Annotated in this window: 15 protein-coding genes; 8 read left to right on the top strand and 7 right to left on the bottom strand. The window is 71.0% G+C overall.

Translation table 11 applies throughout. The features are described 5' to 3' along the window. The first annotated feature begins 179 nt into the window (after window positions 1-179). On the top strand, window positions 180-944 hold the full coding sequence (locus QF035_RS46795) for a VOC family protein (protein ID WP_307528191.1): 765 nt from the start codon (window positions 180-182) through the stop codon (window positions 942-944). Window positions 945-998: 54 nt separating this feature from the next. Here QF035_RS46795 and QF035_RS46790 read toward each other — a convergent pair whose 3' ends face one another. Then, complete coding sequence (locus tag QF035_RS46790; RefSeq protein WP_307528189.1) at window positions 999-1565, bottom strand: MarR family winged helix-turn-helix transcriptional regulator; 567 nt, start codon at window positions 1563-1565, stop codon at window positions 999-1001. After that, window positions 1562-3214: an FUSC family protein gene (locus tag QF035_RS46785; protein WP_307528187.1), complete on the bottom strand. Its 1653-nt coding sequence runs from the start codon at window positions 3212-3214 to the stop codon at window positions 1562-1564. Before QF035_RS46785 ends, QF035_RS46790 begins: the two co-directional genes overlap by 4 nt. A gap of 153 nt (window positions 3215-3367) precedes the next feature. Here QF035_RS46785 and QF035_RS46780 point away from each other — a divergent pair, with 153 nt between their 5' ends. The 5 genes from QF035_RS46780 to QF035_RS46760 all read left to right on the top strand — a co-directional run bounded on the left by QF035_RS46780 (window position 3368) and on the right by QF035_RS46760 (window position 7170). Further along, window positions 3368-3907 (top strand): DUF5134 domain-containing protein, encoded by a 540-nt coding sequence (locus tag QF035_RS46780; RefSeq protein WP_307528185.1) that lies wholly within the window; start codon window positions 3368-3370, stop codon window positions 3905-3907. Window positions 3908-4079: 172 nt separating this feature from the next. Then, window positions 4080-5012, top strand: coding sequence for a M56 family metallopeptidase (locus tag QF035_RS46775; RefSeq protein WP_307528183.1), 933 nt, complete (start codon window positions 4080-4082; stop codon window positions 5010-5012). Window positions 5013-5078: 66 nt separating this feature from the next. Continuing rightward, complete coding sequence (locus QF035_RS46770; protein WP_307528181.1) at window positions 5079-5765, top strand: phosphatase PAP2 family protein; 687 nt, start codon at window positions 5079-5081, stop codon at window positions 5763-5765. A 130-nt stretch (window positions 5766-5895) separates the two neighbouring features. Beyond that, window positions 5896-6243 (top strand): hypothetical protein, encoded by a 348-nt coding sequence (locus QF035_RS46765; RefSeq protein WP_307528179.1) that lies wholly within the window; start codon window positions 5896-5898, stop codon window positions 6241-6243. A 327-nt stretch (window positions 6244-6570) separates the two neighbouring features. Beyond that, entirely contained in the window at window positions 6571-7170 is a 600-nt protein-coding gene (locus QF035_RS46760; RefSeq protein WP_307528177.1) for a YdcF family protein, read from the top strand. A gap of 69 nt (window positions 7171-7239) precedes the next feature. Here QF035_RS46760 and QF035_RS46755 read toward each other — a convergent pair whose 3' ends face one another. The 3 genes from QF035_RS46755 to QF035_RS46745 form a co-directional block, all read right to left on the bottom strand. Continuing rightward, entirely contained in the window at window positions 7240-7962 is a 723-nt protein-coding gene (locus QF035_RS46755; protein ID WP_307528175.1) for an alpha/beta hydrolase, read from the bottom strand. A 344-nt stretch (window positions 7963-8306) separates the two neighbouring features. Next, window positions 8307-9089: a hypothetical protein gene (locus QF035_RS46750; RefSeq protein WP_307528173.1), complete on the bottom strand. Its 783-nt coding sequence runs from the start codon at window positions 9087-9089 to the stop codon at window positions 8307-8309. Beyond that, window positions 9046-9687, bottom strand: a complete 642-nt coding sequence (locus QF035_RS46745) for a hypothetical protein (RefSeq protein WP_307528171.1) — start codon at window positions 9685-9687, stop codon at window positions 9046-9048. The genes QF035_RS46750 and QF035_RS46745 overlap by 44 nt, the downstream gene beginning before the upstream one ends. 311 nt (window positions 9688-9998) lie before the next feature. Between QF035_RS46745 and QF035_RS46740 the strand changes: the two genes are divergently transcribed. Continuing rightward, window positions 9999-10691 carry an HAD family hydrolase gene (locus QF035_RS46740; RefSeq protein WP_307531894.1) on the top strand — a complete coding sequence of 231 codons (693 nt, stop codon included), beginning with the start codon at window positions 9999-10001 and terminating at the stop codon, window positions 10689-10691. Between the two features lie 15 nt (window positions 10692-10706). On the opposite strand, the gene QF035_RS46735 is transcribed toward QF035_RS46740, so the two are convergent. Further along, window positions 10707-10952 carry a DUF2630 family protein gene (locus tag QF035_RS46735; protein WP_307528170.1) on the bottom strand — a complete coding sequence of 82 codons (246 nt, stop codon included), beginning with the start codon at window positions 10950-10952 and terminating at the stop codon, window positions 10707-10709. 243 nt (window positions 10953-11195) lie between these two features. On the opposite strand from QF035_RS46735, the gene QF035_RS46730 reads away from it, so the two are divergent. Then, window positions 11196-11912, top strand: coding sequence for a TetR/AcrR family transcriptional regulator (locus QF035_RS46730; RefSeq protein ID WP_307528168.1), 717 nt, complete (start codon window positions 11196-11198; stop codon window positions 11910-11912). A 90-nt stretch (window positions 11913-12002) separates the two neighbouring features. Here QF035_RS46730 and QF035_RS46725 read toward each other — a convergent pair whose 3' ends face one another. After that, entirely contained in the window at window positions 12003-13505 is a 1503-nt protein-coding gene (locus QF035_RS46725) for an LVIVD repeat-containing protein (protein WP_307528166.1), read from the bottom strand. Between the last annotated feature and the right edge of the window lie 140 nt (window positions 13506-13645).

Genomic DNA, 13645 nt, shown 5'->3' with positions numbered 1-13645 from the left:
GGGTACATGAGGAGGCCGCCATGAGGTGCGGTACGCGGGCGAGAGTACGCCTCACCGGGTGCCGCCGCCATGTGGTCTTCCGTCGGCTCGCCGGGGCCCGTGGCCGGGACTAGCGTGCGAGGAGGAGCCCGTCGCCCTCCTGACGTGCTCCCTTCCGAGAGTCGGAAAGAAGGTCGGCCATGAAACTGGACAAGCCGGTGCCCGGTGGGCCCTGCTGGACCGAGCTGGGGACCAGTGACCTGGAGGCGGCCAAGCGGTTCTACGCCGATGTCTTCGGCTGGCGCCCGGAGACGGATCCGCGCGCTGAGGCGGGCGGCTACACGCTCGCGCACCTCGGCGACGCGGCGGTGGCCGCCCTGACCCCGCTGTTCCAGGAGTCGCAGCCGGTCGCCTGGAACGTGTCGTTCGCGGTGCCCGACGTGGACACGACCGTGCGGGCGGTACGGGAGGCGGGCGGCTCGGTCGTCCTGGAGCCGATGGACGTCTTCGACCTGGGCCGTTTCGCGGTGGTGGCCGACCCCGGCGGCGCGGTGTTCCAGCTCTGGCAGGCGCGCTCCTTCGCCGGTGCCGGTCTGTTCAACGCCCCCGGCGCGCTCGGCTGGGTCGAGCTGATGACACGTACTCCCGACCTGGTCACCGCCTTCTACACGACGGTGTTCGGCTGGACCGTCAACGCCTCGGAGCACTACACGCAGTGGGGCATCGACGGCGCCGACTTCGGCGGCATGGTGGAGATGGGCGACAAGTTCCCCCACGAGGTGCCCTCGCACTGGCTGCCGTACTTCGCCGTCGAGGACGTCGAGGCCACTGCCGAGGCGAGTACGCAGGCGGACGGCGGCGTCCTCATGGAACCGACGTCGGTCCCCGAGGGCCCGCGCATCGCGGTGCTCCGGGACCCGCAGGGCGCGGTGTTCGGCATCTACAGGGCGGGCGACGAGGGCTAGGGAGCCAGAACGAGCCGGAAGCGATCGGGACTCGACGCTGTCGGCGGTGGGGCGTCAGCCGCGCGGGGTGCGCAGCCGGCCCTCCAGCTGGACCAGCAACTCGCCCAGCAGCGCGGCCAGTTCTCGTTGTTCGGCGTCGTCGACCCCGGACAGGACCGCGGTCTCGTACGAGAGCTGCTCGGGCAGGATGGAGTCGACCAGTTCGCGCCCGGCGTCCGTGAGGCGCACATGGGCGACGCGTCGGTCGCGGGTGTCGCCCCGCCGCTCGACCAGGCCTCGCTCGGTCAGCTGCTTCAGCCGCTTGGTGACGGCGGCGCCGGAGGAGAAGGTCTCGCGGGCCAGCTCGCCGGGGGTCAGTTCGAGGCCGGTGCGGCGCAGGGCGCCGAGGAGGTCGAACTCGGGGCGGGTGAGTCCGGCGTGTCGCAGGGGCGCGTCCTCGGCCTGCTGGAGGAGCGCCGCACAGCGGTTGATGCGGCCGATGATCTCCATGGGACCGGTGTCGAGGTCGGGGTGAACTGTCTTCCACTGCCGTACCACCGCGGCGAGGGTGTCCCCCGCGGCCGCCCCTCCATGGACCGCGCCGCCCCCTCCGCCCGCCGTCCGCCCGTTCGCTGCCGTCATGCCCGTGTGCCCTCCAGAACGTGCAGTCCCTGCCGTCGTACCGCAGTCGCGAGCGTACGGTGTCCGGTCCGCTCTGCTTGCAGCACCCGCTCCTCCGGCACGGCGCGCTGCCACCACTCGCCCGCGGCCGCGTCGGCCGTGGCGCGCAGCTCGACGAGCGCCGTGGCCAGCCTGCGGCGGGCGGCCTCCAGAGCGCCTGGGCCGGGCCGCTCGGCGGCGATCAGTCGCGCGGCGTGCTCCCGGGCGCGTTCCACCGTGTCGAGGGCGTTCTCGATGCGGTCTCCGGCTCGCCGGTTGGTCACCGCGACCGCGCCGGCGAAGCCGACCAGCGCGCCGACGGCCGTGTCCACGATCCGGTCCGTCATCAGTTCGCCGGGCTGCTGGAAGCCCGTGAACTCGGTGATCAGCAGCGCCATCGGGGTCACACAGATGCTGCCGAGCCAGTAGTTGCGGCTGATCAGGGCCTCCGCGCCGAAGTTGAAGGCGAGGCAGCACAGGACTAGGGCGGCGGGGCCGAGGTGGGCGAGCGGGGCGACGGCCGCGAAGAGGAGTACGCCGACGAGGTTGCCGACGACGCGCTGCACTCCGCGGCTCCAGGTCAGCGTGATGTTCGCCTGATAGAGCGAGGCGGCGGTGACCAGGGCCCAGTACGGGCGGCCGACGCCGAGGGCCAGCGACACGTAGCCGGCGAGGGCGCAGCCGAGTGCGGTGCGCAGGGCGTGGGGCAGGAGCGGGCCGAGTCTGTCGGCCAACGGGCTCCTGTCTGCTGCCCGTTCGGCCTCCACGCCGAGGAGTTCGTCGGCCGCCGATGCCAGCTCCACGCGCGGCGCGGGGCCCGTTCCGCGTAGGTCGCGTGCCCAGGAGCGAAGCCGCCCGGGGTCCGTGCCGACGGGTGCGGCGAGCGCGATCTCGGCCCGCACGACGAGCCGTTCGAGGGCACGCCGGGGCTCCGAGCGGGCGCCGCCGGCGAGCAGCGACTGCCAGGCGGCGTGCACGGCTGCGGCCGCGGCTGCCCCGGCGCGCTCGCGTCCGGGGGAAGCGGTGGCGGTCGTCTCGGCGTACGCGGCGGCCGCGTTCAGTGCCCGGGCCGTGGCCCGGCGCTCCGGCCCGTGCGGTCGTACGAGGCCGGGGGCCATGCCGACGAGCCACGCCCAGGTGCCCGCCGCGGCGGCGAGGGCGAGATGGCCGGGGACCTGGCCGAGCGTCTGCGGGGTGAAGAGGGCGGCCGAGCTGATGAAGGCGAAGATCACCGGTCCGGGCGGACCGATGCGCGTCGCGTCGCAGAGAGCTTTCTGGGTGGCGGCGAGCAGCGCGCCGACGGCGACGAGGACCAACGCGGAGGACGTGAGCGACGCCGTGACCAGGGCGACCGCCACCGAGGCGAGCATGCCGAGCATGACCCAGGAGAGGGCCCGGGCGCGGGCCGCGTACGGCAGGTTGTGGGCGTAGAGCGCGCAGAGCGACCCGGCCATCGTGTACATCGCGAGGTCCAGCCGGCCGAGCGCCAGCAGCGTCAGGTTCGGCACGCCGACCGCGACGACCACGCTCAGCGCGGGCTTGAACCAGATGTCGGAGGGGCGGCCGACGCGCAGGACGCCGGCGAGAGGCAGTCGGCGTGCGGGGGTGGGGCTGGGTGCGGCGCTGCTCATGACAATAAGGTTAGCAGGTGTTTTACTCGTGAAGGATATCGTCCGCACTCCCGCACGCTCCCCCGCGTACACCCTTGCGCTCGCTTGCGCTCCGCCCCGTCCGGGCATCTCTTCGAGCGGACTGTTCGACACCGTCGAGCGGGGAGGTGCGCGGTGCACGGTCCTGCGTCACCGGGCTGGCTGCTCGTCGCGCTGTGCGCGGCGACCGGGGCCTACTGTCTGCTGCGGATGCGCAGCAGTGTCGAGGAGCAGCGCCTCACCGCCGGCGGTGAGGCGCTGATGGGGTTCGGGATGGCCGCGATGGCCGTGCCCGCGGCGGCGCTCGCGCCACCGCGCTGGGCCTGGGCCGCCTACGCGGCGGTGTTCGGGGCGGCCGGGCTGCGCGCCCTGTGGGCAGCCCGGAGCAGCACTCACCATCTGCACCACCTGGTGGGCGCGTTCGCGATGGTCTACATGGCGGCGGTGATGGCGAGCGGGGTGCACGCCGGGGTTCCCGTCCTGACGGGGGTTCTCCTCGCGTACTTCACCGCGTATGTGCTGTGGACCGGCACGCGGCTGATACCGGTCGCCGTCGCAGGGGGTGGCCCCGGAGAGAGTGTCCGGGCCGCCGGGTGGGGCGACCGGCTGGAGCTGGCGCGGGCATGCCGCCTCTCGATGGGCATCGGGATGCTGGCCATGCTTCTCACACTCTGAACCGGAACTTCTCACGTTCCGGGCCGATGCCGCCCACGTTCCGGGCCGGCGGCATCTCACGTTCCGAACGGGCATCTTCCGGTTCCCGGGCCCGCTTTACGAAACCGTGGTGTACGTCACTTGCCGCGACAGCCCGTATCCGCCGGTGGTGCCCCGCTCATAGGCTGCAGCCATGATGGTCCCCGCGGCACTGCTGCTGCTCGGCGCCCTGGCCGCCGTCCTCGCTCCGCGGCTGCTTGCCCGAACGGACTGGCAGGACCGTGAACCGGTGGTCGCCCTGTGGGTCTGGCAGTGCGTGGTGATGGCCGTTCTGCTGTGCTGCGCGCTGTCGATGACGCTCAGTGCGGCGGCCGCCTGGCAGGCCGTCCGCGGCCATGTCTTCGCCCCCGCCCCGCATGCCGTCGTGGAGAGCTACGCGCTCGCCGGAGGCCCCTGGGCCGCGGCGACCGCGGTGGCACTCGCGCTCGGCGGTGTCTGGAGCGCCGCGATGCTGGCCCGCGAGATCACCCGGGCCAGGACCCGGCGCCGTCGTCGGCGGGCCGAACTCCTCGTACGTGCCCCGGTGTTGCCCGGCGAGGAGCCCGGCAGCGATCGGCTGGTCGTCCTTGAGGGCGAGCGTCCGGACGCCTGGTGGCTGCCGGGGGCGGCGCCCCAACTCGTCATCACCACGGCCGCGTTGCGCCGCCTCAAAGGCCGGCAACTGGACGCGGTGCTCGCCCACGAGCAGGGGCACGCGCAGGCCCGGCACGACTGGCTGCTGCACTCCTCGGCCGCGCTGGCCAACGGCTTTCCGCAGGTCCCGGTGTTCGCGGCGTTCCGCGACGAGATGCACCGGCTGGTCGAACTCGCCGCGGACGACATGGCGTCACGCCGCTTCGGCCGGCTGACGATCGCCCTCGCGCTGGTCGAACTCAACGAGGACAGGGGCGTGTTCGGCCCCTGCCCCACGCTGCAGGCCCATGTTCCGCAGCGTGTCCACCGGCTGCTCACTCCCCCGGACCGCCTCCCGCCCGCCCGCCGGCTGCGGCTCACGGCGGCCGCCGCGCTGGTGCCGGTGGTCCCGGTCCTGGTGACCTTCGTACCGGGTCTGCGGGCGCTCGGTTAACCGGCTCGCAGCGCCCCGGGCACCCCGGGGTCGCCTTTCACCCCACCGGTCGGCGAGGATCGGTGTATGCACTCCCCACCCGTCGACTCGCCGCCCCACGCTCCTGGTCCCGGGATCGCCGTACGTGTCGCGGCGGCTGTCGCCCTTCCGTCCGTACTGTTGCTCGTCCTGGTCGCGATGTCCTGGGACCCGCTCATCGCCCTCGACGGCGACATCGCCCGCACCACCCACCGCTGGGCGGTGGACGACCCCGACACGACACAGACGTTCCGCATCCTCACGGACTGGGTGTGGGACCCCTGGACGATGCGTGCCCTGTGCGCCGTCGCCGTGCTGTGGCTGGTGCTGCACCACTCGGCATGGTGGCTCGCGCTGTGGCTGACGGCCACCTGTGTGCTCGGCACACTGCTCCAGCAGGGACTCAAGGCGGCCGTCGACCGGAAGCGTCCGGTCTGGACCGACCCCGTGGACTCCGCCCACTTCGCGGCCTATCCCTCCGGCCACGCCATGACGGCCACGGTCGTGTGCGGCCTGCTGCTGTGGCTCCTGCACCTGTACGGCGCCGGACGCGTCCTGTGGCGTATCGCGCTCACCCTCTCCGTCGTGTCCGTCCTCGGTGTCGGACTCACCCGTATCTGGCTGGGCGTGCACTGGTCGTCGGACGTGCTCGGCGGCTGGCTGCTCGGCGTGCTGGCGGTGGCGCTCGCGGTGGCGTCGTACACGAGGTTCCAGGGCACCGCCGAGCTGCGCTGACAGCGGCGTCGGCCCGTCCTGCGGCCTCCACTTGCGGACGAGACTGTTCAGCCCCACCCGCCCCAGGACCGTGCATACGATCGAGCACGGCTCCGGGAGACACCCGGCAGAGCCGCGCAGAGGGGGCGCCTTGTCCAGTATTTCGAGACGTTCGTTACTGGGGTACTCGGGGACCACCGCGGCGGGCGCGGTCGTCGGTGCCGCCGGGTCGGCACAGGCGGCGGAACCCGATGCCCCGACCGCGGCCGAGTCGTCGTCGGCCGACTTCCCGAGCGGCACCAGGTTCAGCGCGGACTACAGCATCGGCCCCATCGACGCGTATATGACGCTGACCTTCAGCGTCTCGGTCATGGACACTCCGACGCAGAACGTCATCACCCCGATCGAGATCGCCAACCTGCTCAACGAGCTTGCGGAATCCCGCGGTTGGCCACCCGCCACCTTCTACGGCACCCCGGCTCCGGCCCCACTGACCTGAACCACCCGAGGAAACGCCGGCAGTGATCCACCCCGCCGGAGCCGACGCCCTCGGAGTGACCCGGTGGCACTGCTCCGGCGGGGTGACCTCCAGAGCCAACTGCCCGGCCGCCACCCGCACGTCGAGCCTTGCCACGGACTTGCCCGAGCGGTCCGGCATGCGGTGGATCCGCGCCGCCGGGTACCTCAGGCTCGTCAGGTTGCTGTCGGCGACCGCCCACATGAGGGCCCGTACTCGATCCACCGGCACATCAGCTCACCAGCGAGCATCCGTTCACCGAATCCGCCGCCGTCGGCAGTCTCGGCCGAGGTGCCCTAGAGTCGCCGGATGCGGCGAAGGACAGGACTGGCGATGGCCGGGGTTGCGGCCATCGCCTGGGGCGAGTGGTTGAACTGGCGCTGGTCTCGAACACTTGTGGGGACCAGCGGGGGCGCTGCCGAGACCGTGGTCGTGTTGGGTTTCCGGAATCCCGAAGCGACGGCGAACGTCATCAACCGATGGCGAGTCCGAGCCGGCATTCGCTCCATCACCGCTGACAGTGCGCAGGGCACCCGCGTGATCTTCAGTGGCGGTGCGACCAGCGGTGGCGCTTCGGAAGCCCAACTGATGGCCGACTACGCGAAGTCGGTGCTCGAGTTCGACGGCACAGTGCTCCTCGAAGAACAGAGCGCGACGACCTGGGAGAACATCACGAACGTGATCCCCCTGCTTGAGGACGCCGATCACATCAAGATCGCCTCGCAGCCGGCTCACGCGCTCAAGGCCCGCGCGTACCTGCGGCGGCAACGCCCTGATCTCGCAACGAGACTGGTGCGCGCGGACGACTACCGCCCTGGCGAGTGGCTGCTCGTCAAACCGCTGCTGGCCGTGTACGGACTCTGGGCCCTCCGCGGCCTCAAGGCCGACGAACGGAAGATCTCGCCGTAGCCGGAGTCTCGGTCAGCGGCCTCCTGGCCGGCAGCGCCTACCGGCTGCTGCCGGCCAGGAGGTCCGGCCTCACTTCAGGTGTCGGTCCAGGAACCGGCACCCGTCTTCCAGCTCGAACCACGGGGTGCCGGTGTGCCCGCCCAGATTGGCGTGCAGCGTCTTCTCCTTGCTGCCGAAGGCGTCGAACAGGTCCAGAGCCCGTTGCCGGGGGTTCCCTTGGTCGTCCCACTGCAGCAGGAACATCAGCGGGATGGTGACCTGCCGGGCCTCCTCGCGTTGGGCGCGGGGCACGTAACCCCCGGCGAAGAAGCCCGCGGCCGCGATGCGCGGCTCGACCACCGCCAGCCGGATGCCGAGGGCGGCCCACCCCCCGGAGTACCCGACCGGGCCGCCGATCTCGGGCAGCTCGAGGAGGGCGTCCAGGGTGGTCCGCCATTCCGGGACCGCGTTTTCGACCAGCGGGCCGATGAAGGACTCGAAGATCTCATCGACCGGCTCGCCGGCCTGCATCGCCCGCCGGAGGTCGGCACGGGCCTGCTCGTCGGCGGCGGAACGAGGCCGGTCGCCGCACCCGGCGGCGTCGATGGTGGCCACCGCGTAGCCGCGCGCCGCGGTGTACCGGGCCCGGGCCGCCAGCCGGGGATCCGCCTTGGGCAGGCCGTTGTTGTGGGACATCAGAATCAGCGGGGCCGGTTCGGATCCAGGCGTCCACAGGGTGCCGGGGATCTCGCCGAGGGTGAACTCGCGCTCGAGGACGCCGTCGTCGAGGCGCTGTTCGGATGTGAATTGCATGGTCGGGCCTTTCGGGAGGGCTGCTTTACGGCGCTCCCGGACGACCTACCGCCCGACCGTGACCCCGGAGGGGAGCACCCATGTCGAAACTGCGTTCACGGGTACCACCTCCTCGTTCTGTCGCACGGCCTCCGGAAAAGTAACAGTGGTCGCCGTGGTCCACCAACGGGTTTTCGCGGAGACGCCGCGGCCGGATGCCGCCCCACTGCACAGGGCCGGTACGCACAGGACCCAGTACCGCATCCCGGGCAACCGGACACGGCTCCGGCCTGGCCCCCGCAGGTGCGGGGGCCAGGCCGGAGGATTCACCGGCGCCGGGCAACGGCCGCCGTCGTGCGGTCACTTCATGGGGCGAGCCGGTAGGCGTTCGTGATCGTCTCGCGCACGGTGTTGCCGCCCTTGTCCTTCAGGTCCACCCGGAAGGACACGGCCTTGGCGGTCGCCGGGTGCTCGACGCTCACCGAGCGCGCCCCCTTCGCGTCGGTCGTCACGGTGAGCGGCTTCCAGGTCCGGCCGCCGCCGTAGGAGACCTTCACGGTCAGCGCGGCGACCTGCCCGGCCACGGCGACCGCGCCGCTCAGCTTCAGCGGCACCGTGAGCGTGCCGCCCGCCGGAGCCGTCCCGCGCAGACTCAGCTTCGGAGCGAGCCACACCGTCGACAGCGGCGGCCTGGCCGTGGGTTGGGACGTCGGCAGGGCCGAGCTGAACGTCCACACCCCTGTCACCTTCGTGCTGGTGGAGGTGTCCTCGGCGGAGCGGCTCGCCTCGACCGTCAGGCGGTACGGGGCGGAGGCGGCGGGGTCTTCGGTGGTCAGCCATTCCGTGGGCGAGCCCTCGCTGAGGATCCGCCCGCCGGATTCCAGCCGGGTGAAGCCGCCGGTGACGACCGAGGACCCCGGGTTACCGCTGCCGTCGTTGAACAGCGGGATCCTGGCGCTGAGGTGGTCGCCGGTCCGCTCGGCGCCCTGCAGCTCCGGGCTCCCGGCCGCGAGATCGGGACCGGCCACACCGGTGTTGAACCTCAGCGTGCGGCTGAAGCCCGGCTTGTAGGTCACCCAGTCCTTCGTGTGGACGATGCGCTCCTCACCGCCGGCGTCGAGCTGCGCGGCCTTCCAGGACCAGTGCACGCCTTCCGCGCTGAGGTAGTGCGTGGTGCTCTGCTCCTGCGGGTCCTGTATGCCGACGCCGATCCCGCGCTCGTCCAGCGGCGTGATGTGACTGCCGCCCACAGCGCCGGGGCACCGAATTGGGCGTCTCCAAAGCCTCGCCGTCGACCGCACGCAGCGCACGGCGCTCCCGGACGGCCACACCCGCGAACGGGTCACCGACTGAGGCCCTTGCTTCGGCGCCGCCCTTCCGGTAGCCGACGATCAGCGGCAGCGTGGTGCGGTGCGCGTCGTCGTACCCGCCCTTGACCAGCTGCGCGACGTCGAACAGCTTCCGGTCGAGCACGCCGTCGGCGACCGGGCGCAGGGCGTCCTGCGGGAGGGCGTACGTGTGGCCGGCCTCGCGCCGCACGGAGAAGCCGATCTCCTCGCGGCCCTTGCCGCGCTTGAGCCGAACCACCCGGCCGTCGGAGTCGACGTCCACGCGGTCACCGGTGATCAGCGTGACGGTAGCCGGTGGCTTGGTCTTCGCCTTCGCCTTCGCTTTCGCCGAGGCATTCGTCCCGTCCTGCGCGGCGGAGCCGGCGGCTTGCGCCGGCTGGCCGCCCGCCGATACCACCCCCCGTGACCACCGCCCCGGCCACCGCGGCGGCCAGTGCCGCCGTTCTCGCGCGTGCTGTGAATCCCACTCGCGTTTCCCGCGCCCTCGTGTGCATGCCAACGCGTTCTCCGCTGTCACGCACGGAGATCGCGTTCGGTTGTCGGCGGCACTCGCAGATCGACGGAGGGCAGCAGGCGCGGCCGGCCAGTGGCCTTGCCGAACCGGGCCTGTTGCCGAAGGGGCTGCAACTCCCTGACGTTCACGGCGAGTTCAGCGCGCGAACCGATGCCCAGCTCGGTGTCGTCGAGGCGGCCGGTAAAGTCCCGCGCTTGGCTGCCGTGTTGTTCGACTTCTCCGGAACCCTCTTCCGAATCGAATCCACCGAGTCCTGGCTGCGCGCGGTCCTGGCCGACTCCGAAGTCTCCCTGCCCGAGCCGGAGTTGATCCGGGCGACGAAGGAACTGGAGGCCGTGGGCGCACTGCCGGGCGGGGCCCCTCCATCGGAGCCGGTGCCGGACGACGTGGCCCCGCACTGGGGCGTCCGCGACCAGAGCTCCGAGCTGCACCGGGCGGCGTACACCGGTGTCTCCCGTCAGGTGACGCTCCCCGATCCGGACCTGCACGACAGGCTGTACGACCGCCATATGGCGCCGGCCGCCTGGCGCCCGTACCCCGACACCGCCGAGGTGCTGGGCGCGCTGCGCGAGCGCGGTGTCGCCGTCGGCGTGGTCAGCAACATCGGCTGGGACCTGCGGCCGGTGTTCAGGGAGCACGGCCTCGACCCGTACGTCGACGCCTACGTGCTGTCGTACGAGCACGGCATCCAGAAGCCGGACCCCAGGCTGTTCGCTACCGCCTGCGACGCACTCGGGGCCGATCCGCGGGACACCCTGATGGTCGGCGACGACCGGCGCGCGGACGGCGGAGCCGCGGCCCTCGGCTGCGGGGTGCACTTCGTCGACCACCTGCCGGTCACGGAGCGCCCGGACGGCCTGCGGCCGGTACTGGACCTGTTGGGATGACCCTCGGCGGGCCGGTCAGCTCTGGTAGCCCTCGACCTGCGTCGACGGACGGACGTGCGCCTCGTCCGGGTTCTCGCCGAACTCGGACTTCGCGCGCCGCTGGCGCAGCAGGTCCCAGCACTGGTCGAGCTCGCGCTCCAGCTGTCCGAGCCGTTCGTGCTCGGTCGTGCTGTCGATCTGCCCGGACGCGACGGCGTCACGGAGCCTGCGTTCGTCGTCGACCATCGCCGTGATCCTGGCCAGGATCTGCTCTTGATCCATGTCCTACGCCTCCTCGGCACTCCAGCCCACTGTAAGGAGCGGGCGACGGCTCGGCGACAGCTGCTGGTCAGACCCGGGCGTCTGTGCGGGACGGCACGGACGCGGCAGTACTTCCCGTCCGCCCGGGACGATCCCCCGCGTCGCCCCGAGCGGACGGCAGCCCGGAGAAGATCCCTGACGGGACTCGCTCCGGACGCGCTGAGTATAGTTGGCTGGCAGCCAGTCAACGCAGGAGTACATAGGATGTCCCCTCGCAGCGCCTCGGTCAATGAAGAGTTGCGGCGGCGTTCCCGCGAGAGGCTTCTGCAGGCGGCCCTGGAGCTGGTCAGCGAGCGTGGGTACGAGGCCACGACCTTGGGCGACATAGCGGACCGGGCGGGCTCCGCCCGTGGCCTGGTCTCGTACTACTTCCCGGGCAAACGCCAGCTCGTACAGTCGGCGGTGCACCGGCTGATGCACCGCACGCTGGAGGAGGCGCTGGAGCGCGAGCCGCGTACGGAGGACGGCCGGGAGCGCATGGCGCGTGCCATCGACGCCGTCCTGGGCCTGGCGCGGGACCATCCCATGCTGATGCGGCAGCACATGGCGGGCATCCTGCAGGCCGAGGGGTTCATGCAGTGCCCGGAGCAGCAGCGCCTGGCGGAACTGCTCAGCGACACTATGGCCCGCTACGGCTCACCGGACGCCGCCACCGACTACCCGATGCTGCGCGCGCTCCTGATGGGTTCGGTGTACGCGGCGCTGGTGCCCGGGGTCCCGATGCCGCTCCGGACGCTGCGGGCCGAGCTGTTCCGGCGCTACCGGCTCGACTGGGAGCGGGGTGCCCCGCCGGGCGCCGAGGCACCCGACGGGACCTGCCACGAGGACCTCTCACGGTTCTTCGCTCCCCAGAGCCGCGAACAGGGCCGTGAGCACAACCGTGAGGCGGACGAGACCGACCGGCCCGGCCGACCGGAGTAGTCCGGCCGGCCGACCAGGCCGATCGAAACGGTCCGGTCGGCCGGAGCCGTCCGATCGGCCGAAACAGTCCGTCCCGCCAGAACAGTCCGGTCAGTCGAAGTAGTCCGGCTGCGTCTGGACGTTCAGCTCACGCAGGCGCTGCCACTTCGCCGGGTCCGTACGACGGTCATTGATCTTCAGAACGTCGAAGCCCTTGGCGATGTCGTTCGAGTAGATGTAGCCGTTGTAGTAGTACGCGGACCAGGAGCCACCGGTGACCATGCTCGTGGTGCTCAACGGACCGCGCTCGAAGTAGGCGATCTCCTTGGGCTTCGAGGAGTTGGTGAACTCCCAGACGGAGATGCCGCCCTGGTACCAGGCCTGGACCATGATGTCCTTGCCCTTGACCGGGATCAGCGAGCCGTTGTGGGCCACGCAGTTCTCGGTGTCCGCCTGGTGGCGCGGGATCTTGAAGTAGCTCTTGAAGACGAGCTTGCGCTTGTCGCCCTTGCCGACGATGTCGTAGATGCCGTCGGCACCGCGGTTCGGACCGGTGGCCTCGTTGCAGGTGGCCGCGCCGCCGCCGCCCAACTCGTCGGTGAAGACGACCTTGTTGGCCTTCTGGTTGAAGCTCGCCGAGTGCCAGAACGCGAAGTTCACGTTGTCCTGGACCTGGTCGATGATCTTCGGGTTCTCCGGGTCCTTGATGGAGAACAGGATGCCGTCGCCCATGCAGGCGCCCGCCGCGAGGTCCTTGGAGGGCAGCACGGTGATGTCGTGGCAGCCGGTGGTCTTGGAGACGCCCGGGTTGGTGGGCCCGCCCGGGTTGCCGCCGCCGTCAGGCCCCGAACCGGGGAACAGGACGGGGAAGTTGACGATCTTCGCCTTCTGCGGGGCCTTGCGCGGCACCTTGATGACCGAGATGCCGTCGTGCGGCGGCTGGCAGTCGGGGAAGGAGGCGCTGGGCGAGTACGAGGAGACGTAGATGTAGACGTTCTTGCGCTCCGGCACCAGCGTGTGGGTGTGCGAACCGCAGGCGGTCTCGACGGCAGCGACGTACTTCGGGTTCTTCTTGTCGCTGATGTCGAAGACCTTCATGCCCTCCCAGGAGGACTTCTCGGTCGCGGGCTGCGTGGTGCTGTTGCAGGAGTTGTCGCTGCGCGAGGAGTCGGTGGAGAGGAAGAGCAGGTCGCCGGAGACGGTGATGTCGTTCTGCGAGCCCGGGCAGAGCACCTGGGAGACCGTCTTCGGGGACTTCGGGTTGCTGATGTCGAAGATGCGGAAGCCGTCGTAGTTGCCGGCGAACGCGTACTTGCCCTGGAAGGCCAGGTCCGAATTGGTGCCCGCCAGCGTGCCCTTGGGGATGTTGGCGAGGTGCTCGATGTTGTCCGAGTGGACGATCTCGTCGTGCCCGGGTATCTCGCCGTTCGCTATCGCGGCCCTGGCCTCGGCCGCCTCGCTCTTGGAGACCTTCTGCGACGTGGTCGGCGAGTCCCCGGGGTCTGGGGTCGCGACCGCCGGACCGGCCGTGAGCAGCGCGGCCAGGAGGCCGGCCGCGGTGGCGGCAACTCCCAGACGTCTGCGCCGCGTTCGGTGATTGTTCAACAGGGTCACTGCGTCCTCCCTTGTAGCCGTTCGCAGTCGAACGGTTCAGGTTCCTCCGAAGTATCGTCTTCATCATGCACAGATCAACAGGCGGCAACGCATTCGTAATGAATGTTTTTGATCAATCACGTTCAGCAGCGTGCTAAGAC

Origin of the sequence: Streptomyces umbrinus (assembly GCF_030817415.1) — a bacterium.
In the GTDB taxonomy this organism is placed as follows: domain Bacteria; phylum Actinomycetota; class Actinomycetes; order Streptomycetales; family Streptomycetaceae; genus Streptomyces; species Streptomyces umbrinus_A.
Note: the sequence above shows the minus strand (reverse complement) of the source record. Positions and strands in the feature narration are given on the sequence as shown.